The sequence below is a fragment of the Methyloversatilis sp. genome (genome assembly GCF_051861465.1).
In the GTDB taxonomy this organism is placed as follows: domain Bacteria; phylum Pseudomonadota; class Gammaproteobacteria; order Burkholderiales; family Rhodocyclaceae; genus Methyloversatilis.
Window position 1 is genome coordinate 89,137 of record NZ_JBHYCQ010000011.1, and the last position, 26,119, is coordinate 115,255.

The 26,119-nt window shown below is 67.1% G+C and carries 23 protein-coding genes; 16 read left to right on the forward strand and 7 right to left on the reverse strand.

The window, feature by feature from the left end:
• Positions 1 to 72: 72 nt before the first annotated feature.
• Positions 73 to 840 (reverse strand): ParA family protein, encoded by a 768-nt coding sequence (locus ACTIFF_RS15355; RefSeq protein ID WP_439537617.1) that lies wholly within the window; start codon positions 838 to 840, stop codon positions 73 to 75.
• A gap of 108 nt (positions 841 to 948) precedes the next feature.
• Here ACTIFF_RS15355 and ACTIFF_RS15360 point away from each other — a divergent pair, with 108 nt between their 5' ends.
• From ACTIFF_RS15360 to ACTIFF_RS15390, 7 genes are all read left to right on the forward strand, one after another.
• Entirely contained in the window at positions 949 to 1,932 is a 984-nt protein-coding gene (locus ACTIFF_RS15360; protein ID WP_439537618.1) for a quinone oxidoreductase family protein, read from the forward strand.
• Between the two features lie 80 nt (positions 1,933 to 2,012).
• A complete protein-coding gene (locus ACTIFF_RS15365; RefSeq protein WP_306477120.1) occupies positions 2,013 to 2,351 on the forward strand; it encodes a hypothetical protein in 339 nt (112 codons plus the stop codon).
• A 114-nt stretch (positions 2,352 to 2,465) separates the two neighbouring features.
• Positions 2,466 to 3,125 (forward strand): SDR family NAD(P)-dependent oxidoreductase, encoded by a 660-nt coding sequence (locus ACTIFF_RS15370; RefSeq protein WP_306477121.1) that lies wholly within the window; start codon positions 2,466 to 2,468, stop codon positions 3,123 to 3,125.
• Positions 3,126 to 3,148: 23 nt separating this feature from the next.
• Positions 3,149 to 3,775, forward strand: a complete 627-nt coding sequence (locus ACTIFF_RS15375) for a ParA family protein (RefSeq protein ID WP_257081010.1) — start codon at positions 3,149 to 3,151, stop codon at positions 3,773 to 3,775.
• Entirely contained in the window at positions 3,772 to 4,407 is a 636-nt protein-coding gene (locus ACTIFF_RS15380; RefSeq protein WP_439537619.1) for an NADPH-dependent FMN reductase, read from the forward strand. Before ACTIFF_RS15375 ends, ACTIFF_RS15380 begins: the two co-directional genes overlap by 4 nt.
• 41 nt (positions 4,408 to 4,448) lie before the next feature.
• Positions 4,449 to 5,222 (forward strand): fumarylacetoacetate hydrolase family protein, encoded by a 774-nt coding sequence (locus ACTIFF_RS15385; RefSeq protein ID WP_439537620.1) that lies wholly within the window; start codon positions 4,449 to 4,451, stop codon positions 5,220 to 5,222.
• A 48-nt stretch (positions 5,223 to 5,270) separates the two neighbouring features.
• On the forward strand, positions 5,271 to 7,007 hold the full coding sequence (locus ACTIFF_RS15390) for a cation:proton antiporter domain-containing protein (protein WP_439537621.1): 1,737 nt from the start codon (positions 5,271 to 5,273) through the stop codon (positions 7,005 to 7,007).
• 16 nt (positions 7,008 to 7,023) lie between these two features.
• Here ACTIFF_RS15390 and ACTIFF_RS15395 read toward each other — a convergent pair whose 3' ends face one another.
• Complete coding sequence (locus ACTIFF_RS15395; protein ID WP_439537622.1) at positions 7,024 to 7,527, reverse strand: hypothetical protein; 504 nt, start codon at positions 7,525 to 7,527, stop codon at positions 7,024 to 7,026.
• A 142-nt stretch (positions 7,528 to 7,669) separates the two neighbouring features.
• Between ACTIFF_RS15395 and ACTIFF_RS15400 the strand changes: the two genes are divergently transcribed.
• Positions 7,670 to 8,467, forward strand: coding sequence for an alpha/beta fold hydrolase (locus ACTIFF_RS15400; RefSeq protein WP_439537623.1), 798 nt, complete (start codon positions 7,670 to 7,672; stop codon positions 8,465 to 8,467).
• 69 nt (positions 8,468 to 8,536) lie between these two features.
• Here the strand turns inward: ACTIFF_RS15400 and ACTIFF_RS15405 are convergent, their stop codons facing one another.
• Positions 8,537 to 10,405, reverse strand: coding sequence for a PAS domain-containing protein (locus ACTIFF_RS15405; protein WP_439537624.1), 1,869 nt, complete (start codon positions 10,403 to 10,405; stop codon positions 8,537 to 8,539).
• A gap of 1 nt (position 10,406) precedes the next feature.
• On the opposite strand from ACTIFF_RS15405, the gene ACTIFF_RS15410 reads away from it, so the two are divergent.
• Positions 10,407 to 12,005, forward strand: a complete 1,599-nt coding sequence (locus tag ACTIFF_RS15410; protein ID WP_439537625.1) for a histidine kinase — start codon at positions 10,407 to 10,409, stop codon at positions 12,003 to 12,005.
• A complete protein-coding gene (gene narL / locus ACTIFF_RS15415; RefSeq protein WP_439537626.1) occupies positions 12,002 to 12,652 on the forward strand; it encodes a two-component system response regulator NarL in 651 nt (216 codons plus the stop codon). The genes ACTIFF_RS15410 and narL overlap by 4 nt, the downstream gene beginning before the upstream one ends.
• A gap of 110 nt (positions 12,653 to 12,762) precedes the next feature.
• Here narL and ACTIFF_RS15420 read toward each other — a convergent pair whose 3' ends face one another.
• Both ACTIFF_RS15420 and ACTIFF_RS15425 read right to left on the reverse strand, forming a co-directional pair.
• Positions 12,763 to 14,463: an APC family permease gene (locus ACTIFF_RS15420; RefSeq protein WP_439537627.1), complete on the reverse strand. Its 1,701-nt coding sequence runs from the start codon at positions 14,461 to 14,463 to the stop codon at positions 12,763 to 12,765.
• A gap of 50 nt (positions 14,464 to 14,513) precedes the next feature.
• Positions 14,514 to 15,305: a TorF family putative porin gene (locus ACTIFF_RS15425; RefSeq protein WP_439537628.1), complete on the reverse strand. Its 792-nt coding sequence runs from the start codon at positions 15,303 to 15,305 to the stop codon at positions 14,514 to 14,516.
• Positions 15,306 to 15,934: 629 nt separating this feature from the next.
• On the opposite strand from ACTIFF_RS15425, the gene ACTIFF_RS15430 reads away from it, so the two are divergent.
• The 6 genes from ACTIFF_RS15430 (at position 15,935) to ACTIFF_RS15455 (ending at position 23,801) form a co-directional block, all read left to right on the forward strand.
• A complete protein-coding gene (locus ACTIFF_RS15430; RefSeq protein WP_439537629.1) occupies positions 15,935 to 17,296 on the forward strand; it encodes a flavin-containing monooxygenase in 1,362 nt (453 codons plus the stop codon).
• A 112-nt stretch (positions 17,297 to 17,408) separates the two neighbouring features.
• On the forward strand, positions 17,409 to 19,691 hold the full coding sequence (locus tag ACTIFF_RS15435; protein ID WP_439537630.1) for a DUF1989 domain-containing protein: 2,283 nt from the start codon (positions 17,409 to 17,411) through the stop codon (positions 19,689 to 19,691).
• Between the two features lie 308 nt (positions 19,692 to 19,999).
• Positions 20,000 to 21,118 (forward strand): aminomethyltransferase family protein, encoded by a 1,119-nt coding sequence (locus ACTIFF_RS15440; RefSeq protein ID WP_439537631.1) that lies wholly within the window; start codon positions 20,000 to 20,002, stop codon positions 21,116 to 21,118.
• A 79-nt stretch (positions 21,119 to 21,197) separates the two neighbouring features.
• On the forward strand, positions 21,198 to 21,791 hold the full coding sequence (locus ACTIFF_RS15445; RefSeq protein WP_439537632.1) for a dimethylamine monooxygenase subunit DmmA family protein: 594 nt from the start codon (positions 21,198 to 21,200) through the stop codon (positions 21,789 to 21,791).
• Positions 21,788 to 22,747 carry a PDR/VanB family oxidoreductase gene (locus tag ACTIFF_RS15450; RefSeq protein WP_439537633.1) on the forward strand — a complete coding sequence of 320 codons (960 nt, stop codon included), beginning with the start codon at positions 21,788 to 21,790 and terminating at the stop codon, positions 22,745 to 22,747. The genes ACTIFF_RS15445 and ACTIFF_RS15450 overlap by 4 nt, the downstream gene beginning before the upstream one ends.
• Before the next feature lie 10 nt (positions 22,748 to 22,757).
• A complete protein-coding gene (locus ACTIFF_RS15455; protein WP_439537634.1) occupies positions 22,758 to 23,801 on the forward strand; it encodes a heme-dependent oxidative N-demethylase family protein in 1,044 nt (347 codons plus the stop codon).
• Between the two features lie 15 nt (positions 23,802 to 23,816).
• On the opposite strand, the gene ACTIFF_RS15460 is transcribed toward ACTIFF_RS15455, so the two are convergent.
• Together ACTIFF_RS15460 and ACTIFF_RS15465 are read right to left on the reverse strand one after the other, a co-directional pair.
• A complete protein-coding gene (locus tag ACTIFF_RS15460) occupies positions 23,817 to 25,481 on the reverse strand; it encodes a TRAP transporter large permease (protein ID WP_439537635.1) in 1,665 nt (554 codons plus the stop codon).
• Positions 25,478 to 25,984, reverse strand: coding sequence for a TRAP transporter small permease subunit (locus tag ACTIFF_RS15465; protein ID WP_439537636.1), 507 nt, complete (start codon positions 25,982 to 25,984; stop codon positions 25,478 to 25,480). The genes ACTIFF_RS15460 and ACTIFF_RS15465 overlap by 4 nt, the downstream gene beginning before the upstream one ends.
• Positions 25,985 to 26,119 lie beyond the last annotated feature (135 nt).

Consider the following 26,119-nt stretch of genomic DNA (forward strand, 5'->3'; position numbering starts at 1 on the left):
ACCGCTGCCAGCGCCTTCGCAGCCGCTGCGGCGCATCGAACGCGAACATCGCGACCACGGCGACTTCGGCCATCAGCGTTTTTCGAGCAGTTCGTACAGCGCGACGAACTCCTGGGTGACCTTGTGGCTGGGGGCGAAATGGATCAGCGGTTGCGCCGCTTCGTGCGATTCCTTCACCTTGACCGATGACGACAGCGCGGCTTCGAGCACCGGCAGGCCTTCGTCGCGCAATTCCTGCACCACGCGCACCGGCAGGCTGGAGCGCGCCTGGAACTGGTTCACCACGATGCCTTCGAGCTTCAGCCCTTCGTTGTGGTCACCGCGGATTTCCTCGATGTTCTCGATCAGCGTGTACAGCGCCTTGCGCGAGAAATCGTCGCAGTCGAACGGGATCAGCACCGACTCCGCAGCGATCAGCGCACAGCGCGAGTAGAAATTGAGCGCCGGCGGCGTGTCGATGTAGATGTTGTCGAAGTCGTCGAGCGCTTCCAGCGCCTCGCGCAATTTATAGATTTTGTAGCGCGACTCCAGCTTGTTTTCGAGTTCGGCCAGCTGCGGGCTGGCACTCATCACGGACAGACCCGGATGCCCGGTGTCGCTGATGAATTCGGCCGTGTCGCGCGGCGTGAGCTTGAAGTTGAGGATCTGGTCGAAGAAGTCGGCCGCACCCAGCTCCACCTTGTCGGCGGCATCGCCGAGCAGGTAATGGCTCGAATTGCACTGCGTATCGAGATCGATCACCAGTGTGCGTTGGCCGCGCGTGGCACTGATGGCGGCCAGATTGCAGGTGATCGTGGATTTGCCGACGCCACCCTTCTGGTTGAACACGACACGACGCATGACGGACTCCGGTGGACTCGAGCCTGCATTCTGCCAAAACCGACGGTGCAGTGCACCATGAACTTGGCCGGTAGAATCCGTGCTCATGTTCAGGAACCTGCCCTTCCGATGACCGATTTCGCTGTACGCATGCACCGTACCGGTGGCCCCGAGGTGTTGCAGTACGAGGCGGTCGAGCTGTGCGACCCCGCGGCAGGCGAGGCGCGGGTGCGCCAGCACGCCATCGGCGTCAATTTCATCGACATCTACTACCGCTCCGGGCTCTATCCCATGCCGCTGCCCGGCGGGCTGGGGCTGGAGGCGGCCGGTGTGGTCGAAGCGGTCGGTGAGGGCGTGACCGACATCGCACCCGGCGACCGCGTGGCCTATGCCGGCGGCCCGCCCGGCGCCTACGCCTCGGTGCGCAACCTGCCGGCCGACCGGCTGGTACGCCTGCCCGACGCGATCGATTTCGACACCGCCGCGGCCTTGATGCTCAAGGGGCTGACTGCGCAGTATCTGCTGCGTCGGACCTGCCGCATCGAGCCGGGTGACAGCGTACTGCTGCACGCCGCGGCCGGTGGCGTCGGTCTGATTGCGAGCCAGTGGGCGCAGGCGCTCGGCGCGACGGTCATCGGCACGGTCAGTACGCCGGCCAAGGCTGAACTGGCTCGTGCCCACGGTTGCGCCCACGTCCTGACCGATGTGGCACCGGCCGACCTGCCGGCGCAGGTGCGCGCGCTGACCGGCGGCAAGGGCGTGCGGGTCGTGTACGACGGCATCGGCCGCGACACTTTCATGGCCTCGCTGGACTGTCTCGCCCCGCTCGGCATGATGGTCAGCTTCGGCAACGCGTCCGGACCGGTCGCTGCTTTCGAACCGGCCATGCTGGCGCAGAAGGGCTCGTTGTTCCTGACCCGGCCGACCTTGTTTCATTACGTTGCGCAGCGCGCCGACCTGCTGGCTGCCGCCGACGAAGTGTTCGCCCGGGTGGCCGATGGCACCGTGCGTGTCGCCATCGGGCAGCGTCATACGTTGAAGGACTGCGCACGTGCGCATGAAGCGCTCGCTGCGCGCCGCACCACAGGTTCCCTTCTGCTTGCGCCGGAGTGAAGCGTGGCGAGGGTGTGGGCGGAACACACTGTGCCCGGCGTGGCACGCCGATTACCGATGGACCTTGCGGAGCATTCCCGATGAAGTTTCTGTTGTCGCTGCTGGCCTGCTGTTGCATGCTTTCACCCGCCATCGCGCAGACGCCTGCCCAGACGGCCTTTCTGAAGGCGGAAACGCGCAGGATCGAAGATCAGTTCGTTCGTCGCATCGTCGACATCACCCGGCTGCCCGATGCGCAGGTGCGCTCGGCGATGCCGGCTGAAGGGCGCATCACCGACCCGGCCGCGCGCGTGGTGGCGGCCATTGAACAGCAGCGTGGCCAGCCTTTGAGCGACGCGCAGAAACAGGCCATCGCGCAGGCGGATGAGGAACGTCGCAGCGCGCTGGTCGCTGCGCGTGCTGCAGCGAAGGACAAATAGACGCGACCCGCACATGCAGCGGGCAACAGCAGCAGGAGGCCAGCAGCACGGCCGTGACAGGTAACAGCGACACCAAACAGCCATCACAGCAGCGCTGGCCGGGAGAAAAACGATATGGGATCCAAGGTGTGCGCCATTGTCGGCATGGGAACCGGAGTCGGTGCCGCGGTGGCACGGCGCTTCGGTGCCGAAGGCTATTGCGTGGCGATGATTTCGCGCAATGCCGGCAAGCTCGAGCGCTATGAACACGAACTGGCTGCGCGCGGCGTCACGGCGCAGGGCTTCGTGGCTGACGCCGGCAGCGATGAATCCATCCTGTGTGCCATCGAAAGCATGCGCCACGCGATGCCGCCGCCCGAGGTGCTGGTGTTCAACGCCGCGGTGCCGCGCGAAAGCGCACCCTCTGTGCTCGACCCGGAAGCGCTCGCGGCCGATCTGCGGATCGGCGTGCTGGGTGCCCTGATCGCGGCGCGCGCCGTGCTGCCGGCGATGCGCGCGGCCGGCCAGGGCAGCATCCTGTTCACCGGCGGCGGGCTGGCAATGGAACCGGTCGCGGCGGCGGCCTCGCTGTCGGTGCAGAAGGCGGCACTGCGCAATCTGGTGTTCAGCCTGCATCAGGAACTGTCGCCGGCCGGCGTGCATGCGGCGATCGTCACGATTGCAGGCGTGCTGCGCGAAGGCAGCCTGCTCGATTCGGCCCGCGTGGCCGACGCGTTCTGGACCCTGCATTCACAGCCCGGCGGCCAGTTCGCGCGCGAAATCGTACTTTCCTGAGCGTACTTTCCCGAGATTGCTGCATGTATAGCGTACTGGTTGCAAATCCCAAGGGCGGCGCCGGCAAGAGCACGCTGTCGACCAACGTCGCGGCGCACTACGCCACCCAGGGGGCCCGTGTCATGCTGGGCGACATCGACCGCCAGCAGTCGGCGCGCCACTGGCTGGCACTGCGTTCGCCTCTGCTGGCGCCCATTTCCGGCTGGGACATCGAACCCGACCTGCCGGCCCGACCGCCGCGCGGCACCACCCACGTGGTCATCGACACGCCCGCCGGTCTGCGCGGCAAGCGGCTCGAGACCATGCTGCGCAGCGTCGACCGCATCCTGGTGCCGGTGCAGCCGTCGATCTTCGATATCCTCGCCACTGGCGAATTTCTGAACGAGCTGGCGCAGCACAAACGCATCAGCTCGGCGCGGGTGCGCATCGGCATCGTCGGCATGCGGGTCGACACGCGCACGCGCGCCGCGCAGGAACTGGAGCGTTTCTGCGCCGGGCTCGATCTGCCGGTGCTGGGCTATCTGCGCAATTCGCAGCTGTACGTGCAGACGGCCGCGCACGGCATGAGCATTTTCGACCTGTCCCGCTCGCGCGCTCAGACCGACCGCGAACAGTGGCAGCCCATCATCGACTGGCTGGATTCCCCATGAACAACCCGAACAGCAAAAGTCTGGCCGTCGTGCGCAACAGTTCCGAGGAAGAAGGCATGAAGGCACGCATCCTGTGCTTCGCCGGCAGCACACGCGAGGCATCGTTCAACCGCAGGCTCGCGCTGGCGGCAGCCCGCGCCGTCGAAGAGGCGGGCGGTGAGGCCACCTTCATGGACCTGCGCGATCATCCCTTGCCGCTGTACGACGGCGACCTCGAAGCGTCGGCCGGCCTGCCGCTGGGCGTGCGCCCGCTGAAGGAACTGTTCAAGTCGCACCACGGCCTGTTCATCGCGTCGCCGGAGTACAACGGTTCTTTCAGCGCGGTGCTGAAAAACACGCTGGACTGGATTTCCCGCCCGGCCGGCGACGAAGCCGGTACGGTGCCGTATGCCGGCAAGGTGGCCGCACTCGCCGCGGCCTCACCGGGCGCGCTGGGTGGCCTGCGCGGTCTGGTGCATCTGCGGGCAGTGCTGCAGTCGGTCGGCGCGCTGGTGCTGTCCGAGCAGGTGGCCGTCGGCGGGGCGTCTACAGCCTTCACGTCCGAAGGCCGTCTGGCCGACGAGCGCCTGCAACAGATGCTGGACCGCACGGCAATGCGTCTGGTCGATGTGGCGGCGCGCCTGCGCCCCTGATTTCTTTCCGCTGATTTTTCGTCCGACTCCAGGAAGCAACAATGAAATACCTGCGTGTGCGCCATCAGGGCGCCGAACGGCTGGGCCGCATTGCCGGCGACTCGGTTGAACTGCTCGACGGCGATCTGTTCGGCGCGCCGCGCGCGACCGGCGAAACGATGCCGCTGGCCGGCGTCGAATGGCTGATGCCGTGCGTGCCGTCGAAGATGATCATCATCGTGAACAACTTTCACGCGGCTGTGCAGAAGGCCGGTGGCAGCGTTCCGTCCGAGCCGTTGTTCCTCGTGCGTTCGCCGACTGCGCTGAACTGGCACGGCCAGCCGATTCCGAAACCACGGGCTTTCGACGGTCGCGTGTTCTACGAGGGCGAACTGGGCGTGGTCATCGGCAAGGTGGCCCGCAACCTGGACGAGGCGCAGGCGGCCGACGCCATCTTCGGCTACACCTGCGTCAATGACGTGAGCGCGCTGGAACTGGTGGACAAGGACCCGTCGTTCGCGCAATGGACGCGCGCCAAAAGCTTCGACGGCTTCGGCTGCTTCGGCCCGGTCATCGAAACCGATGCGCTGCCGGCCGATGCCGAAGTGGTCACCACAGTCGGCGGGCGCGAGCGCCAGCGCTATCCGGTGTCCGACATGATCATTCCGCCGGTGAAGCTGGTGGCGATGATTTCGCGCGACATGACGCTGCTGCCGGGCGACGTGATCTGCTGCGGGACCTCGGTCGGCGTATTGCCGATGAAACCGGGCAGCACCGTCGACGTGACCGTGACCGGGGTCGGCACGCTCAGCAACGTGTACGCGCCCGCTGACTGAACGACCTGCGTCAATACGGCCCGGCCGCGTCTGATGCACGCTTGACGGATGGACGCCCACGCCGGATTGCCCCACCTGCAGCCGCTGCTGCTGTTTCTCGCCATTGCCGGTCTGGTGATGCCGCTGCTGGCGCGCGCCCGGGTGAGCCAGGTGGTGGCCTTCCTGTGCGCGGGCGCGCTGGTCGGTCCGTATGGTCTGGGCCGGCTGGCCGCTGACCAGCCCTGGCTGGGTGCGCTCACCATCGCAGACGGCGAGGGCGTGCGCGGTCTGGCCGAGCTGGGCGTCATGTTCATGCTGTTCGTCATTGGTCTCGAACTGTCGGCACGCCAGCTGTGGTCGCTGCGTCGCTGGGTGCTGGGCGTGGGCAGCGCGCAGTGGCTGGGCACCGGCGCGCTGATTGGCGGCATCGCGCTGGCCTTCGGCCACGGCTACCAAACGGCGCTGGTACTCGGACTCGGTCTCGCAATGTCATCCACCGCGGTGGTGATGCAGTTGCTCGACGAGGCCGGTCAGACGCGTTCGACGGTCGGTCGCACGAGTTTCGCCGTGCTGCTGCTGCAGGACATCGCCTTCGTACCGCTGCTCATCCTGCTCGGCCTGATGGCCGATGATGGCGCAGGCGGTACCGTGAGCGGCTTTGCATGGCTGATGCTGACCGCGCTGGCCAAGGCTGCGCTGGCGGTGGCGCTCATCCTGCTGCTCGGTCGGCTCGTGCTGACGCCGCTGTTCCGCCGCGTGTCGGTCACCACGCAGGCCGACAGCTTCATGGCACTGACACTGCTCGCGGCGCTCGGCGTCGCGGCGCTGACCGGCCGTGCCGGGTTGTCGATGGCGCTCGGCGCCTTCCTGGCTGGGTTGATGCTGTCCGAAACCGAATACCGCCATGCGGCGCTGCAGGCCATCGAACCGTTCAAGGGTTTGCTGATGGGGCTGTTCTTCGTGTCGGTCGGCATGAGTCTTGATCTGGTGACCGTGGCCGCCGACGCGCTGTGGCTGGTGGGCTCGGTGATCGGCCTGTACGCGCTGAAAAGCGCCGTGCTGTTCACGCTGTTCCGCCTGTTCGGCCTGGCACGCGGTGACGCGGCCGAGGCGGCGCTGTTGCTCGGTCAGGCCGGCGAATTCGCGCTGATCGTCATCGGCATCGCGCTTGGCGCCGGTCTGCTGGATGCCCGTACCGGCAATTTCATGTTGCTGGTGGCCACGCTGAGCATGTTCATGACGCCACTTGCGGCAAAGGCCGGCCGTGCGCTGCACCGGCGCTTCGATGGCGCTGCGGACACGGCGGGCGAAGGTGCGGCCGCGCGAAGCCTGCCCGCTCAGGACGATGTGGTCATCATTGCCGGCTTCGGCCGGGTCGGCCAGCGGGTGGCACGTGTGCTGGACCGCGCCGGACTTCCGTGGGTCGCCATCGAACGGCACGTCGCCGCGGCGGCGCGCCATCATGCAGAAGGTCGGACGGTGATTGTCGGCGATGCCGGCAGCCCGTCACTGCTGCATCATCTGGGCGCCGGTCGGGCCCGCGCGCTGGTGGTCACGATGGATGATCCCGCCGCGGCACGGCACGTCGTGCGCAGCCTGCACGCCGAATTCCCGGCGCTGCCATTGATCGCCCGGGCGCGCGATGGCGCGCATGCTGCCGAACTGCGCGCAGCGGGCGCCAGCGAAGTCATTCCGGAGGCGCTGGAAGCGGCGCTCCAGCTGGGCGATCACGTGCTGGCGCAACTGGATGTGTCGCCTGCACGGCGCGGCGAACTGATCGACGCCGAACGCCGTACCGCCGACTGAGCGTCGTCGCGCTGCGTCAGCGCTTCACGCCCGGTGGCAGCGCCGGCTTCATTTCGGTGGCACTCGGCTGCACGTGGTCGTGGCTCTCTATCGTCGGATGTTCCTGTCCGGCATGCACCTTGCGCTGCGACGGCTGAACGCCGATCGGCATCGCCAGCTTCTGTTCGGTGGCGCTCTGCGGTACATGGTCGTGCCCTTCGATCACTGGGTGTTCCTGGCCGGCATGCACCTTGCGCGTCGACGGCTTGACGCCCGGCGGCAGCGCAGGCTTTTGTTCGGTGGCCGTCAGCTGTGCGTGATCGTGCCCTTCGATCACCGGGTGCTCCTGCCCGGCGTGCACCTTGCGCGTCGACGGCGTGACGCCGGGCGGCAACGCCGGCTTGCTGCCGACGTTGGCCGGCGCCTTGTCCTTCAGCGCATCGGCCGGATGCGGCGAACCGGCATGGCCCGACGCGCCGTCGGCCCATGCGGTCGTACAGGACAACGCGGAAAGTGCCAGAGCGGCCCAGATCCTGTTCATGATTGCTTCCTTCCGGTAGTGAGTGATTGCAGCCAGTGTGCGCCTCGGACGCGCTTGACGCATTGACCTGACTCAAAAGCATTGCGCGCAACCGGTCGTCGCGACACGCGGGTGGGGTGCGCGGCGTATTCTTCGTCGCGCCATGCCGCCCGCCCAACCCGTCCTGTTCCTGCACGCCAATGGCTACCCGGCCGGCGTGTACCGCCAGTTTCTCGCTGCACTGGCGCGCCACCACCCGGTCAGTGCGATCGACGTGATCGCCGCCGCACACGGCCCCGGCCGTGGCTGGCGCAACCTGTTGACGCAGGTGCTGGCCCGGGTCGACGCGCTGCCGGATGAACCGCTCGTGCTGGTGGGGCACTCGATGGGCGGCTATCTGGCCGCCATGACCGCCGCGCGCCGGCCGACGCGCGTGGCGCAGGTCGTTCTGATCGATGCGCCACTGGTCGGCGGCTGGCGCAGCGCAGTGCTGACGGCGTCACATGCCAGCGGCCTGTCGCGCCGATTCGGCCCGGCGCCGATCGCGGCCCGCCGGCGCATGCACTGGCCATCACGCGACGACGCGCGGCAACATCTGGCAGGCAAACCTTTCGTGCAGCGCTGGGCGCCCGGCGTGCTCGACGATTTCCTGGCCGCCGCGCTGACCGATCACCCGGATGGCGGTGTCACGCTGACCATTGCACGCGAAGCCGAGCGCGACATTTACGCCACGCTGGCGCACCGAGCGGCCCTGCGTGCCGTGCGCACGCTGCGCCGGCGCGGCACGCCCATCGGTTTCGTTGCCGGCAGCCAGTCGGAAGAACTGCGCCTCGCCGGCCGCGACGCCAACCGCGCCTTCTGGGGCGAGGACTGGCACGAGCTGGACACCGGCCATCTGGTACCGATGGAAGCGCCGCAAGCGTGCGCCGCTGCGGTGCATGCGCTGCTCGGCGAACGTTGAACCCGTGCCGTGTTCTACGCCCTGCCGTGCGTGGGCGTTTGCCCGGCGTAACCGACCGACGGAACGTCCTTATTCGTCAGCGAACTCGCAGTGCCCCGAACCCAGCTCGACCGCCTGGGTCGCGGCGCGTCTTGCCGCTTCGAACATCGATTCGATGCCGATATAGCGTGCGTCGCCCAGTGCGATGCCAGCCGCTGCGGCGATCACGACCTCGCTGTCGCCCACGCGCAGCGTCGCAGTCAGTTCCTGCATCAGGCGCGCCGCGAGTTTCGATACCGCCGGAATCAGTTCGTTGGAGCCGGCCAGTTCGCGCGCGGCCTGACCGGCCCTGAAGTCGGTCAGCAGCACCGCGAACTGGTGCTTTTCCAGATAGCTGACTGCGGCGCCCGGATAGCTGACCGGACGGAAGCGCCGCGCCACCTCGGCCAGCACCTGTTCGGACACTTCCTGGCTGTACTGCGGTACCAGGTCTTCCATGCCGAACACATCGACCCACAGCAGTGCGAACGGGGCGCCGCTGACCTGGAACTGGTGCAGCGTCCACGCCAGCAGCGCATCGAAGATGGGCCGGCTGGTCATGCCGGTGCGCGCTTCGAACCACATGCGGCGGCGGGCGCGTTCCTCGGCGCCGCGCCGCTCGCTGACGTCGGTGATGAAGCCTTCGATCACCAGCAGTTCGCCCTGCGACGAGAACACGCCGCGCCCCTGTTCCCACACCCACAGATAGACGCCGTTGACGTCGGCGATGCGGTAGGAAATCTGATACGGCTTGTGCTGCGCCAGATTGGCCTGCACCTGCGACCAGACGAATTCGCGGTCTTCCGGGTGAATCAGGCTGCCGAAGGCCACGCGACGGTTGTCGACCAGTTCCCACGGTTCGTAGCCGGTCAGGTCGACGCAGCCGTCGCTGACGAACTCCATGGTCCAGTCCGGATCGTTGCGTCCGCGATACACCATGCCCGGAACATTGGCGAGCAGCGTGTTCAGGTAGCGCCGGCTGGAGCCCAGTTCCTCGCTGCGCCGCCGCCGCGTGACCTCGGTCAGCGTGCCGACGACGCCGGCCAGGTCGCCGTCGGGCAGCGTGCATGACTGCGCGCGCAGCATGACCCAGAACACGTTACCGCTGGCGGCCACCAGACGCACTTCGCTGATCAGCTGGTCGAGCTGGCCACTGGCCACCGACAGCAATGACTTCTGCACGCCATCGCGCTCTTCCGGGTGCACGGCCGCGCTCAGCAAGCGCCCCCGGCAGTCGGCGACGCTGCGGCCAGTCAGCCGCTCCCAGGCGCGATTCAGATAGGCGATGCGGCCTTCGGTGTCGGTCTTGAACAGCACCAGATCGATCTGGTCCAGCACCACCGGCATGTCATGTTCGCTGTCGTCGCGCGCCGGCACGGCCGCGGCATCCGGGCTGAACTGGATCAGCAGGCTTCCGGGCACCGCCGGCAGCGGCGAAACGCTGGCGTGCAGCTTCACCGGCAGGCCGGTCGCGCTGACCATGCGCAGCATGCTGTCGGCCGCCGTCGGGGTGCTGCCGGCAGCGATCGCGTACAGCGAAGCGAAGCGGGCATGATCGACCGGATGCAGCAGATTGGTGAACGGCAGTCCGAGCACTTCGTCGGCACGGCCGCGGTAGTCGAGCAGCGCCAGAAAAGCCTGGTTGGCGAAACTGATGGTCGGCCCTTCTATCGTGACCGAGGGCGATGAAATGTTGTGGCACAGTTCACCCGCCCACTGCGTCTGTTGTGCAGTGGCATCGGGGCGCCGCCGCAGCGGTGCGTCGGACCATGTCTGTCGCCGCAACAGCAGCACCAGCAGCAGTCCGCCCAGTCCGACTGCGGCAGGCAGGCCGTAGGCCGCGCTGCCGCCGTGCCAGGTGCCGACCACGGCAGCAAACATCAGGGCGAGCGTCCATGCGGAAAACAGATACAGGGCCATCGTGATTCGATTCCTTTCAGGCGCCGGCAGGCGCTACCCGCTGTATACCGGATTGACGGTCATGCTGTCCGGCTGCGCGCTGTGCGCGGTGCTGGCCTTCTGGGGCAGCGTCGAAACGGAGCGGCAGTTTTCGCAGGTATTCGGGCGCATGGTCACGCTGTGCGCCGCGCCTGCGGCCGCCGAAGGGGCGCTGTGCGAGGTGGTGGCCGGCGTCGAGCGTGCGCTGCTCGAACGGGTGGCCGTCATGCTGCTGCTGCAGGGGCTCTGCCTGCTCGCGATTGTCGTCGGCTGCGTACTGATTGCACATCGGGCCTATCGTCTGCTCGTGTGCCGCAGCGAGGCCGCATTGAGCCTGATGCCGGAAAGCAGCCGCGCGCGCGGGCGAGACGAGATCGAGCGGCTGGTCGAAAGCCTGGCCGAAATGACCGCGCGCCAGGCCGGGCTGGAGGCGGAAGTGCGCTGGCGCCAGCAGGTCACGGCGGAACAGTTGCGGCGCAAGGCACTGGAGCTGCAGACGCTGCACCAGGTGGCGCGCACCTTCACGAACAGCGAAGTGTCGGCGTTCAGCCTGCTGGGCGGCCTTGCCCAGCTGGAATCGGCACTCGGCGCGCGTACCGTCGCGCTGAGCCTGGGCGCCGCCGCGCGGCAGGCGCTGGGTGCCGACGCCGTGCTGGCGACCCATGGCGAGCCCGCCATCATGGCTCAGCTGGCCGACCAGCCGGCGGCGCGCGAAATCACCGCGCGCGTGGTGCCGCCGGGTGCAACCGGCCCGAGCTGTTCGCTGGTGCTGCCGGTGTGCCGCGGCGATCTCGCACTGGGTACGCTGGTGGCCGAGTTTCCCGAGCATGCGCGGGTCGATGACCCGCAGGTCAAGCTGGCCGAAAGCTTCGCCCATCTCGCCGCGCTGGCGCTGTCCGGCGTCAGCCGCAGCCAGGAGGAAAGGCGGGTGGCGCTGATGGAGGAACGCACGGCGATCGCCGGCGAACTGCACGATTCGCTGGCGCAGTCGCTGGCCTACATGAAGATCCAGGTCGCCCGGCTGCAGCGCGGTCTCGACCGCGAAAAGCACCCGGCCGATGTGGCGCAGGCGGCGCGCGAACTGCGCGAGGGGCTGTCGGCCGCCTACCGCGAGGTGCGCGACCTGATCGCCGCCTTCCGCGTGCGCATGGGCCCCGGCGGGCTGCTTTCGTCGGTGCAGGCCACGGTCGACGAGTTCGCGCAGCGCAGCGGTCTCGACATCAGTTTCGTGCACGATCTGGGTCGCTGCCAGCTCGGCGTGAACGAGGAGTTCCACGTCATGCAAGTGATCCGTGAAGCGGTGTCGAACACGGTGCGTCACGCACGGGCCTACCATGTGTGGATCAGCATGCACTACGGGCCCGGACATCTGCTCACCGCCATCGTGGATGATGACGGTCGCGGCCTGACCAATCCCTACGCAGAAACGAACCATTACGGCCTGTCCATCATGCGCGAGCGCGCCAGCTCGCTCGGTGGCGAGGTTTCGGTGGTCCACCGGCCGGGTGGCGGCACCCGGGTGCAGCTCGCCTTTGCGCCGCAGAAGCTGCCGGCCGACATTCTTTCCGAAGTGACGACATGAGCATACGCATACTGCTGATCGACGATCATCCGCTGTTCCGCAAGGGCGTGGCCCAGCTGGTGCGTGCCGATGACGAACTCGAACTGGCCGGCGAAGCCAGCGACGGTGTGAGCGGTCTCGCGCTGGCCACCGAAACCGACCCTGACCTGATCCTGATCGACCTCAACATGAAGTCGGTGAATGGCATCGAAACACTGCGCCGGCTCAAGGCTGCAGGCGTGCGCGGCCGCTGCGTCATGCTGACCGTGTCCGACGATGAACGCGACGTGCTGGATGCGATGAAGGCCGGCGCTGACGGTTATCTGCTGAAGGACATGGAACCGGAAGAGCTGTGCCAGCGCATCAAGCAGTCGGTGGCTGGCACGATGGTGCTCGACGGCAGTGTCGCCGGCCTGCTCGCCCATGCGCTGAACGCGCCGCCCGCGGCAACCCACTCCGATCTCACCGAACGCGAGCGCGAAATTCTCGGCCTGCTGTCCGACGGGCGCAGCAACAAGGAAATTGCACGTGTGCTCGGCATTTCCGATGCGACGGTGAAGGTGCATATCAAGCACGTGCTCAGCAAGCTCAACATGAAAAGCCGCCTCGAGGCGGCCGTGTGGGCGCTGCAGAACCCGCAGTTCCGGCGGGCCGCCGCCCACGACTGAGGGGTGCGACGCCGTCTCGCGCCAGCCGGGCCCTGAAAGGAAAACCGGCAGACGACAGCCCCGGGAGGCTGCCGTCTGCCGGCGGTGCTGCACCGACGGTGCGCGTCTGCTCAATACACGGCGAGGCTGTGCGACACCACCACCACCACGACACCGGCGGCCAGCGTCACGTAGGGCAGCACCCCGGCGCGCTTGCCGCCGGCCGGCAGCTGGTCGTTCAGGTGCATGTCCTCGATCATCGCATCCGGGAACTGCCCCTTGTCCTGCACGTAATGGCGGTACAGGAACACCGGGATGATCAGCGACGCGAACACCAGACCGGCCGTCAGCGTGCCGGCGCCGTAGATGTCGGCACCCAGACCCATCAGCGCGAGATTGACGAACGCAAGTACCACGCCGATACCGAGGATGATGTTCGGCGCCTTGAACGGACGCTCCCAGTCCGGGCGGTCCAGTCGATGGATCCAGCCGGAGTTCAGGTTAAGGAAGTTGAAGATGATGTAGCCGACATTCGAGCAAGCCAGCACGAATACGTAGTCGGACAGCATCAGCAGGATCAGGTTGAAGCCGAGGTCGGTCCACATCGCGCGCGTCGGCGCGCCATGTTCGTTGACGTGCGACAGGTAGCGCGGCAGCCAGCCATCGACCGATGCCTGGTATAGCGTGCGCGACGAGCCCGCCATCGACGTCATGATCGACAGCAGCACCGCCAGCACCAGCATGACCACCAGCACGTTCGCCACCATTTCGCCGCCGCCCACCATGTGCGACATCACGTTGGCGACACCCATGCCGCTGTACACGTCGGGTGCGAGCATGCCGCTGTAGACCGCCGGCGTCGTGACCGTGCCGTCGGCTTCCACCACCGGCGGCGTGACGACCTCACCCAGGCCAAGGTGCCCCTGGAAGGCAAGCGGCACCAGCGTGAACACGACGATGCACAGCAGGCCGGAAAACAGGATCGCCTTGAAGGTGTCCTTCTTCGGGTCCTTGAACTCGCGGGTGTAACAGACTGCTGTCTCGAAGCCGTAGGTCGACCACGCGGCGATGAACAGGCCGCCCGCCATCAGCGTGATACCCGCCATGTTCCACGAGCCATCGACCACCAGGCCGTTTTCCCACGCGATCGGCACCATCGGCGAGAAGTGGGTCGACGGCATGTCGCCGGACAGCAGCGGCACCAGCGCGATCAGCATCAGCGGGATCAGCGCCGTGATGCCGAGCACCATGGTCGTGCGCGCCGAGCGCAGGATGCCGCCGTGCTGGATGCCGAACACCGCCAGCAGCAGCACGACACCGACCAGGAAGGTCGCGTTGATGCGCAGTTCGAGCCCGGACTTGATGAAGCTCAGGTCGACCAGCGTCAGCTGCCAGGTATTGATTGCCGCGTCGGCCGGGAACAGCGCGCCCAGTATGTAACCTGCGGCGAGCCCGGAGCCGATGGCCAGCACCGGCGACCAGGCGAACCAGTTGCACCACACCGAGACCGGCGCAATGATCTTGCTGTAACGCACCCAGGCCACCGCACCGTACACCGACGCGCCACCCGACTTGTGCGGGAACAGGCCGGCGATCTCGGCATAGGTGAAGGCCTGGATGAAGCCGAAGCCGATCGACAGCGCCCACACCATCCACGACGGCTTGCCGACGGTGGCGGCGATGGCGCCGATGGAAAACAGCACCAGCGCCGGTACGCCGCTGGCCACCCAGAACGCACCGGTCCAGTCGATCTTCCGGTGCAGTGAAGCACTTTCGGCACGGCTGGCCGACCGCACCGGCGCCGCTCCGATCACATCCGCATTGCTGCTCATGTCATATCCCCTTTAGCGAAAAGGGCTGCATCGCGGCAGCCCTTCGATCATCAGAACGTGCGCTTGACGTACAGCAGCCACTTGCTGTCGCCGGTGTCCTTGCAGCGCGTTGCCGCGCCGCCGACGTTGTCGCAGATGGTGTAGAAGTTCTTGTCGGCATTGGTGTCGACATAGGCCACGGCGGCCTGCCAGCCCCCGTCGAAGTTCTTCGTGATGCCGACCTTCCAGTCGGTGAAGTCGTAGTCGTCGTAATTCTTCACCTTCTGGTGACCGACGTGCAGGTTGGCGATCCAGCCCGGCATGAACTCGTAGTTCGCGTTCGCTTCCAGATAGTCGGAGCCGTCCGAATCTGCGCCGAACGCCTTCTCGCTGAAGCCGAAGTAATCGGTGACGGCGTAGGAGTATTTCAGCTGGATGAACTTCCAGGTCACCGCGGCATTCAGTTCCAGCGTGTTCAGGCTTTCACCGGACGGATCGTACTTGCCGCCCGGGAAGATGAACTGCAGGAAGCCGACATCGAACAGGAAGTCGCCCACCGTCTTCGCATAGCCGCCATACACGTCGATCTCGCCGGTGGCATTCGACAGCGCCAGATCGCTGACATTGGTCCCCCACACACCGAGGTAGAGCCCGCTCTCGTGCGCGAGATCGAAGCCGCCCTGCACGGCCGGCTTTTCCTGCGTGTAGCTGATGCCGCGGAAGATGTACTGCGAGAACACGCCCACGTTGGCGCTGATCGTGTAGGACGGCGCCGGCGCCTCTTCCGCCTGTGCCGCGAGCGGTGCGACGAGCAGGCCCAGCAGCAGCGCGCTCAGGGTCTTGTGACGAAAACGTTCATGCATGGTGCTCTCCTGTGATCCACGGTTGTCGGACGATCTGTACGACGGATGACGGGCCCAACGTCGTCCGCCTGTTCTGCGTCACGACAGCCGGCGTCGAATCCGGCTGCCGCGCGTTGATGCTCGGGAATGAGAGTGCTGCGGGGTGACGCACCGGCCGCGCCAGTGCGCCCGGAGGTCTTGATGTGGGACCGATTATTGAAACGTCGCTGCCGTGCGAACAATTCTCACAAGGGATTACCCACTAATGGGTAAGACGCGGACGAAGGCGTCCCGCGGGAGCGGCACCGGTTTTGCGGGAGCGGCGATCCACTGCCGGCCCGGCATGGCCGGCCGGCTCCGCGGGCGGCGAGCAGTGCTCGCCGAAACCCCCGCTCCGCCCCTGCCGCGATATGCACTTCGCACGGCGACTGTCGCTGCACCATCGCGGCGAGGCCGCCGCTCCCACAGGGACAGACCGGCTCTACCCCCTAATGGGTAACTCCTCTTGAGAATTGTCCGCACCGGTCGCGCTTCGCATCATTCGCCGCACCTGATGTTCGGAGCGATGCCGCGCATCCGGCGGGCGACCCGGCGCATGCGGCGCCGTCGCATCCGTATCCCGAACGGAACTGACAAGAGGAATCCACAGCATGAAAAAGCGTGTTGCCATCATCGGTGCCGGCCCCAGCGGGCTGGCCCAGCTGCGTGCCTTCCAGTCTGCGGCGGCCAAGGGCGCAGACATTCCCGAACTGGTGTGTTTCGAGAAGCAGTCGGACTGGGGGGGCATGTGGAACTACACCTGGCGGACCGGGCTGGACGAGCACGGCGAGCCGGTGCACGGCAGCATGTACCGTTATCTGTGGTCGAACGGTCCGAAGGAATGTCTGGAGTTCGCCGACTACACCTTCGACGAGCACTTCGGCCGTCCGATGGGCTCCTACCCGCCGCGCGAAGTGCTGTGGGACTACATCAAGGGTCGCGTCGAGAAGGCCGGCGTACGCAAGCACATCCGCTTCAACACCTCGGTGCGCAACGTGACCTGGGACGACGCGACACAACTGTTCACGGTCACCGTGCACAACTACGAGCAGGACCTCACCTACTCGGAAACCTTCGACTTCGTCGTGGTGGCCAGCGGCCACTTCTCGACGCCCAACGTGCCGTACTTCCCGGGCTTCGAAACCTTCGGCGGCCGCGTGCTGCATGCCCACGACTTCCGCGACGCACTCGAATTCAAGGGCAAGGACGTGCTCATCGTCGGCGCCAGCTACTCGGCCGAGGACATCGGCTCGCAGTGCTACAAGTACGGCGCACGCTCCATCACCAGCTGTTACCGCACCCACCCGATGGGCTACAAGTGGCCGGACAACTGGGACGAAAAGCCGCAGCTGCTGCGCGTCGACGGCCATATGGCCCATTTCGCCGACGGCAGCAGCAAGCACATCGACGCGGTCATCCTGTGCACCGGCTACAAGCACCACTTCCCCTTCCTGCCGGAAGAGCTGCGCCTGAAGACCGACAACCGCCTGTGGCCGCTGAACCTCTACAAGGGCGTGTTCTGGGAAGAGAATCAGGCGCTGATCTATCTCGGCATGCAGGACCAGTGGTACAGCTTCAACATGTTCGACGCCCAGGCCTGGTATGCACGCGACGTCATCCTCGGCCGCATCCCGCTGCCGTCGCCGGAAGCCATGCACGCCGAAGACATGGCCTGGCGCGAAGAGGAACTGACGCTGGAAACCGCGCAGGAAATGTTCGAATTCCAGGGCAAGTACATCGGCCAGCTGATCGAAGCCACCGACTACCCGAGCTTCGACATCGCCGCGGTCAACAAGACCTTCCTCGAGTGGAAGAACGACAAGTACGAGGACATCATGGGCTACCGGAACAAGTGCTACGCTTCCCTGATGACCGGCACCATGGCGACGCCGCACCACACGTCATGGCTCGGAGCGCTCGATGATTCGCTCGAGGCCTACCTGAACGAACCGGCCGACCAGGAACACGCCTGACCTGCTGCAGCGTGCGGGCGGCATCAACGCAGATGAGCCCGCATCCGATGAACCCCGTTGCGGTCCGTCGCGCCCCTGCAGCACGGCGCCGGACTGCGGGTGACCGCATCTGATGAACACGATAGTCGAACCTTCTTTCAACCCGTCGATCGCCGCCCGTCCGCGTCCGGCGCATGTCCGCCATGTCGCGCCCGGCGGTGCCATGGTCGCGTTTGACCTGGCAGCTGGCGACCGGGTCACGCTGATGGATCCCGAAGGCCTGCAGCCCGGTGACTTCTACCTTGCCGGACCGGCCGGCCTCGCGGCCGCCATGCTGCCCGGCGTGGCCCTTGAACCTGTTGACGTGGCCGGCACACCGGCCGCTGCGCTGATGCACGGCGCCCCCGCCGGCTGGCGTCTGCTGCGCGCCCGCCTGTTCGGCGCCGACAGCCGGCCCGGCGCCCGGTGCGACTTCACCGCACCGGGCGCCCTGCGCTGCCTGCTGCACGCGCCGGGCAGCGATATGGCGCCCGATGCGCAGGACGCGCCGACCGAACTGATCGCCGACATCCTCCGCGCCGAGCCGCTGAGCGGTCAGGCGCCGCCACCGCTGGCCGAACCGGTGCTCGACCTGCGGGTCGCGGCCGGCACGGCGCACGCCTACCGCGTGAAGGCCGGCGACTACATCCAGGTGATCGACGTCGATGGCCGTCAGTGCTCCGACTTTCTCGCCTTCGACGCGGCCGCGCTGGCGCGCGGTCAGGAATACGACCTCGACCCGACCACCACGCGCACGCTGACCGGCACTGCCAATCCGGGTCCGGGCCTGCTGTCGAAGTACTACGACGAGCGGCAGGTGGCACTGGTCGAAGTGGTGCGCGACACGGTCGGCCGGCACGACACCTTCATGCTCGCCTGCAGCGCCAAGTACTACGACGACATGGGCTACCCCGGTCATGCCAACTGCAGCGACAACTTCAACAACGCGCTCGAACCGCTGGGCGTGGCGCGCCGGGCCGGCTGGCCGGCGATCAACTTCTTCTACAACACCATCGTCAATCACGACGACAGCATCGGTCTCGACGAGCCGTGGTCGCGCGCCGGCGATTACGTGCTGATGCGCGCGCTGACCGATCTGGTCTGCGCCTCGTCGTCCTGCCCCGATGACATCGATCCGGCCAATGGCTGGTATCCGACCGACATCCACGTGCGCGTGTATGACGCCTCGAACAACTTTTCCAAAGGGATCGCACACCGCATGACGCCCGACGCCACCCCCAGACTGACGCGCGAATCGGGTTTCCACGCCCGCACCTCCGCGCTCACCCGCAACCTGGTCGAGTACCGCGGCTTCTGGCTGCAGACTTCGTTCGCCGCCAATGGCCCGATCGACGAGTACTGGGCCTGCCGCGAGCGCGCCGCGATGATCGATCTGTCGGCGCTGCGCAAGTTCGAAATCACCGGCCCGGACGCCGAAGCGCTGCTGCAGCGCGCCACCACGCGCAACATCCGCAAGCTGGCGGTCGGCCAGATCGTCTATGCCGCACTGTGCCATGAGCACGGCGGCATGATCGACGACTGCACCGTGTTCCGCCTGGCGCAGAACAACTTCCGCCTGGTGTGCGGCGACGACTGGTGCGGCGTGTGGCTGCGCGAACTGGCGGCGCAGCACGGCCTGCGCGCTTGGGTGCGTTCATCCACCGACCAGCTGCACAACCTGTCGGTGCAGGGACCGAAGTCGCGCGACATCCTGCGCGACATCGTGGTCACGCCGCCGACCAGCGCTTCGATGGACGAACTGAAGTGGTTCCGCTTCTCGGTCGGCAAGATCGACGGCTGCCCGGTCGTCGTGTCGCGCACCGGCTACACCGGCGAACTGGGCTACGAGGTGTGGTGCCATCCCAAGCACGCCGTGCAGGTGTGGGACGCGGTGGCCACGGCCGGCGCGCCGCACGGCATCGCGCCGATGGGGCTGGCCGCGCTCGACATGCTGCGCATCGAAGCCGGGCTGATGTTCGCCGAGTACGATTTCTGCGACCAGACCGATCCGTTCGAAGCCGGCATCGGCTTCGCCGTGGCGGCCGACAAGGAAGACGACTACGTCGGCAAGGCCGCGCTGGAACGCCGCAAGGCCCATCCGGCGCGCGTCATGGTCGGGCTGGACATCGAAGGCAGCGAGCTGGTGGCGCACGGCGACCCGATCTTTAACGGTCGGGCACAGATCGGCCAGATCACCAGCACGACCCGTTCGCCCATCCTCGGCAAGACGATCGCCTTGGCGCGGCTGGACGTGTCAGCCGCTGAACCGGGCGCCACGGTCGAGATCGGCAAGCTCGACGGCCACCAGAAGCGCATCCAGGCGAAGCAGGTACGTTTCTCGCACTACGACCCGGAGAAGGCGCGCGTCCGGGGGTGAAGGCAGATGCAAGATTCAAGACGCAAGACGCAAGGGGGGCGCGTTGATCGCGCTGTCGGCGTGACTTGAGTATCGTTTTAGGGAGCTGCAGGGACAACGGGGATGCGGGCATCGTGCCTTCATCTCCGTTTCCTTTGTATGCGCGGCACGCCCGCACGGGCTTTCCTTGCACCTTGCGGAATGCAACGGCTTCTACCTCCAAGTAGGTAACCCCTCGTGAGAATTGTCCCGCACCCACCCGGACAACAGAATCAGTCCCGGATCGACCGCGTTGCGCGGCGACATGTCAGACAGGGAGACACCGGGAAATGCAGAGGAATTCGATTCTGAACGAGCGGCACCGCCAGCTCGGCTCCAAGCTCGACGGCGACACGTGGAACTTCATGCCCATCCCTTGGAGTTACAGCAGCTGTCCGCACGATGAAGTGGTCGCCACGCGCACGCGCGCCGGCCTGTACGACGTGTCGGCGCTGAACATCGTCAACGTGACCGGGCCGGACGCCGAAGCCGTCATCGACCGCCTGGTCACCATCGACGTCACGAAGCTGAAGCCGGGCACGGACCGTCTCGGCGGCGAAGTGAACGAAGCCGGCGCACTGGTCGACGACATCATGATCATCCGCGACGCCGCCGACAGATTCCGCATTTCGCACGGCAGCGGCGCCACGCCGAAGACGCTGGCCGCACTGGCTGCCGGCAGGAATGTGAAGATCGAGGCCGACCTCGACGTGCACATCCTGTCGCTGCAGGGCCCGGTTTCGCTCGATGTGCTGAAGGCGCACACGCCGGCCGACCTGGCTGCGCTGCCCTACTTCAACCATGTTGAAACCACGCTGTTCGGCAAGACGGTGACGCTGGGCCGTGGCGGCTACTCCGGCGAGCGCGGCTACGAGGTGTACTGCAGCGCGGCCGACGCCGTGTTCCTGTGGGACACCCTCCTCGAGGCGGGCAAGCCGCAGGGCGTCATCCCGTGTTCGTGGACCGCGCTCGATCTGACGCGCGTCGAAGGCGCGCTGCTGTTCTTCCCGTTCGAAATGCCGGAAGGCGACACCACGCCGTGGGAAGTGAACATGGACTGGGCGGTCGACCTCGACAAGGCGGACGACTATATCGGCAAGGCTGCGGTACTGCACCTGAAGGGGCGCGAGCGCGTGAAGCAGGCCGGCATGACGGTGCTGCACCACGCAGCGGTCGAAGCGGGTGCGAAGGTCTATGACGGCGACACCGAAGTCGGCGTGGTCACGTCGGCCTCTTACAGTCGCCTGCTGATGCAGTCGCTGGCGATGGTGCATCTGACGCCGGCGAAGTCGTCGATCGGCACCCGTCTGACGATCCGCAGCGAGGCCGGCAATCTGGCGGCGCTGGTGGTGCCGACGCCGTTCTACGACCCGCTGCGCCAGCGTACCCATCCCGACAGGAAGCGCTGATCGCTCAACGCCGACGACCCGCTGCGTGCTCCGTACGCCGCGGGCCGGACCGCTCCCTCCCCTTGCCACGAGACGCCGCATGTCCACCCCTGCCATCAAAAGCCAGCCGGTTTACACCGCGCTCGAATGGGACCGCGCCGGCACCCATCACGTGCTGTTCGTCGCCGCCGATGAGGCGGCGCTGGCGCGCCGACTGTGGGCGCAACCGCCCGCCGGCCCGATCACGCTCATCCTCCAGCACGCCGACGGCGCGCCGATGGCCGGCTGGCTGGCCGAGCGGCCAGCCAGCGTGCACGCGATCGCCGCCACCACGCTGGAGCTTGCGTTGAAAGCGCTGGGCGACACGCTGCGCGCCGCGCAGATGGGCACCCGGCTGTATCTGGTCGGACCGGAAGATGCCATCTGGCAGGCGGCGCGCCTGGCTGACGGCCTGGGCATGAGCCGCGACGAAATGCGTCTGATGCAGGCGGGCACGCGCGCCCGGCCGGTGTTCTGCGTGCATTGCCGCACCATCACGCGCGGCGTGCACACCCATATCGTGCCGTGCAGCGGCTGTGGGCGTGCGCTGTTCGTGCGCGACCATTTTTCGCGTCGTCTGGGCGCCTACATGGGCTTCCAGATCGACGCCGAAGCGCCGGGCGACATCCCGGCCGTGGAGGTGATCTACCCATGAGCCACGCATCCCTGAACGTCGAGATCGGTCGTATCCGCGACCTGGCGCCCGGCATCCGGGAGTTCAGTCTCCGGCGCAGCGACGGCGCCGATTTCCCGGTCTTCTCCGGCGGCAGCCACACCGTGCTGTCGCTGCCGCTGGGCGATCGCCTGCACCGCAACCCGTATTCGCTGCTGGGCGACCCGTCGGTGCGTGACACCTGGCGCATCGCGGTGCGCCTTCAGGAGGCGTCGCGCGGCGGTTCGCGCTGGCTGCACGAGGACGCGCGCGAAGGCATGCGTCTCGACATTTCGGCACCGGTCAATCTGTTCGCGCTGAACCGCACCGGTCGGCGCCACATCCTGGTCGCCGGCGGCATCGGCATCACGCCGATACTTTCGCAGGCGCGCGAACTGGCGCGCCTGGGCGCCGATTTCGAAGTGCATTACGCCTACCGCGCGCCAGAGTTCGGCGTGTTCGCCGACGAACTCGAAACGCTGGCGCCCGGCCGCATCCACCATTACGTGCAGTCGCGCCGCGAACAGATCGAATTCGGCTCGCTGCTGGCCGGCCGCCCGCTCGGCACCCACTTCTACATCTGCGGCCCGGCCGGCATGGTGGCCGCCAGCCTGAATGCCGGCAAGTCGCTGGGCTGGCCCGACAGCCATCTGCACAGCGAACAGTTCCTCGCGCCAAGCGGCGGCGAGCCGTTCGACGTGAAGCTCGCGCTCAGCGGCCATCGCTTCAGCGTGCCGAGCGACCTGTCGCTGCTGGAAGCGATCGAACAGCAGGGCGTCGACGCGCCCTATCTGTGTCGCGGCGGCGCCTGCGGCCAGTGCGAACTGGAGGTGCTCGGCGCCGACGGCGAGCTGATCCATCACGACCTGTATCTGAGCGCCGACGAGCGCGCGTCGGGCACGAAAATCATGCCCTGCGTGTCGCGCCTGAAGGGCGGCTGCCTGACCCTGAACCTGTGAGGACGACGACATGACCCTAGCCTTCAAGCCGGACGAAACCTTCCGCGACGACTACACCTATCGCAACTCTCCGGCCGCCATCCGCCGCTTCCCTTTTCCCTTCCATCAGGACCAGTACATGTACTCGGTCAACATGGAACCGCACGCCGGCGGGCCGGCCGGTTCGGTGTACGAGCATGCGTTCGACATCGACGAGCACTACATCGCCGAAATGCGCGACCGCGCCATCACGCTGGAGCGCGACCCGGGCCGCTGCGTGTCGCTGCCGCACATGATGGACGCCGAGTGGGACACGCTCGAACTGCTGATGGAATCGATGGCGCGCGACTACCCCGATCTGTTCGTGCTGAACAAGGACGGCGATCGCTGGCACTGGGTGAACAAGCCGCTGGGCATCGACCAGTCCTTCACCTTCGGCGACGCCGCCACCTTGCCGTGCCCGCCGTTCGAATACATCACGCGCCAGACCCAGGGCGATTTCGTCATCATGGATCAGCGCGACAACGACCTGTTCGCCGACGCCGGCATGATCACCTCGCAGGCCGACTGGTCGCTCACCTTCGACGTCGGCATGAGCTTCATGGAATGGCACGGCCCGGTGCCGCTGGCGCACGAGCTGGGCGTGTTCGAGCGCGCACTCAAATACCTGCTGATGCTGCAGCAGGGCCGCCCGGTGCGCCGCCTGAACTGGACCATGACGATCAATCCGCGCCTCGACACCGCGCCCGAAACCTACCCCGAGTGGGGCCAGGACCGCGCCAGCGTCACGCCGGACAACGTCGGCGCCAAGGTGCATCTGCGGGTGGAACTGCAGACCCTGTTCCGCCTGCCGCGCAGCAACGGCATGCTGTTCTCGATCCGCGGCTACCTCGCCAGCATGGAAGAACTGGCCACCTACCCGCGCTGGGCCAAACGCCTGAACCGCGTGCTCGGCTCGCTGCCGAACGAACTGGCCGAATACAAGGGCCTCGTGCGCTACCGCCAGACCACCCTCGACTGGCTGGCCCGCCACGACGACGGCGCCGCGCTCGTGGTGGGTACGCAGCCGGAATAGCGGCGGCCATCGGGGTCACTCGTCCGGTGTGTCTCCGGCGATCGACTCCGCCTTCTCGATCGCCGCTTCCAGCGCGGCGTCGGGATGGCCGGTCGGCAGGCGGGGGGCGCTCGAACTGCGCCGGTAGTCGGCGTCGGTCGTCACCGAATCGCCGGCTGCGCGCTGCACCGACCCCAGATTGGCCGTGACCAGTTGCGGCACGGCCAGCACCAGCGCGACCATGACGATCTGGATGCCGACGAAGGGCACGGCGCCCCAGTAGATGTCGCGCGTCGGCAGGGTTTTCGGGGCGACCGAGCGCAGGTAGAACAGCGCGAAGCCGAACGGCGGGTGCATGAATGAGGTCTGCATGTTCACCGCCAGCAGCACGCCGAACCACACCAGATCGATGCCCAGCTTGTCGGCCACCGGCGCGAGCAGCGGCACGACGATGAAGGCCAGTTCGAAGAAATCGAGGAAGAAGGCGAGCACGAACACCAGCGCCATGACGACGATCAGGAAGCCGGTTTCGCCGCCGGGCAGGCCGAGCAGCAGATGTTCGACCCACAGGTGGCCGTCGATGCCGTAGAAGGTGAGCGAAAAGACGCGCGAACCGATCAGGATGAACAGCACGAAGGTGGTCAGCCGCACGGTGCGGTCGAGCGCCTGCTGCAGCAGGTCGCGGTTCAGGCGCCGGCGTGCGGCGGCCATCAGCAGCGCGCCGGTGGCACCCATCGCGCCGCCTTCGGTCGGCGTCGCGAGGCCCAGGTAGATGGTGCCGAGCACGAGGAAGATGAGTGCCAGCGGCGGCATCAGCACGAAGGCGACGCGGCGCGCGAGGTCGGGCAGCAGGTTCAGACGCAGCAGGCGGTCGGCCACGGCGATCAGCCAGGCGACGCTGCCGCCGGCGGTGACCGCGAACAGCGCGCGCGCGTCGGCGGTGTGCGCCTGCAGCGCCGGCAACTGGCTGGCGCCGATGCCGGCCAGCACGGCGACGGCGAACAGTGCCCACACGCCGCGTCGTTCGGCGGCATTGTGGTCGTCGGCTTCGGGCAGCGCCGGCGCCTTGTGCGGGCGCAGCCAGGCCACCATCAGCACATAGAGCAGATAGAGCCCGGTCAGCACCAGTCCGGGCAGCAGCGCGCCGCGATACATGTCGCCGACCGGGCGGCCGAGCTGGTCGGCCAGCACGATGAGCACCAGCGACGGCGGAATGATCTGCGCCAGCGTGCCCGAGGCGCAGATGACGCCGCTGGCCAGCCGGGCGTCGTAGCCGGCGCGCAGCATGATGGGCAGCGAGATGAGGCCCATCGAAATGACCGATGCGGCGACCACGCCAGTCGTTGCGGCGAGCAGCGCGCCGACCAGCACCACCGCCACCGCGAGCCCGCCGCGCAGCGTGCCGAACAGCCGCCCGACCGTGTCGAGCAGGTCTTCGGCCATGCCCGAGCGTTCCAGCACCAGACCCATGAAGGTGAAGAAGGGGATAGCGAGCAGGGTGTCGTTGCTCATGACGCCCCACACGCGGTCGGGCATGGCCTGCACCAGCGAGGCCGACAGCAGCCCGAGTTCGATGCCGATCAACCCGAATACGATGCCGCAGGCGGCCAGCGCGAACGCCACCGGTACGCCGGACAGCAGGAACAGCACCATCGCCGCGAACATGACCGGCGCGAGGTTGGCGGCCAGCCAGGCGGTCATTCGGAAGGCTCCGACAATGCGGCGACGCGGCGGATCAGCAGCGCGATGGCCTGGGCGGCGAGCAGCGCGAAGCCCACCGGCACCAGCAGGCGCGCCGGCCACAGCGGCAGGCCGCCGGCGCTGGCCGACACTTCGTGGCTGGTCCATGCGGCGACGAACCAGGGCCAGGACAGCCACAGCATCAGCAGTGCCACCGGCAGCACCATGGTCAGCAGGCCGGCGATGTCGGCCCACAGCCTGCCGCGCGGACCGAGCCGGGATGTGATGAGGTCGATGCGCACGTGTTCGTCGAGCTTGAGCACGCGGCCGGCGCCGAGCAGGAATACCGCGGACACCAGATACCACTGCGCTTCGAGCAGCGCGTTGGAGCCGGCATCGAACTTGCGCGCCAGTGCGTTGCACACTGCGAGCAGCACGGCAGCCAGTACCGCCCAGGGCAGCACGCGGCCGCAGGCCTCGTTCAGACGGTCGATCAGGTCGGCGAGCAGCAGCAGCGGGCGCATCGGGAGGCGGGTGAAGGGGTGGATGAACGGCGGGTGACCGATGGTAACCGGCTGCGGTGGTCGCGTGAGCGTCCCCTGTCGGCGAGGCCCTTGTGGGAGCGGCGTCCCCGCCGCGATCGGCGCGTTGATCGACGA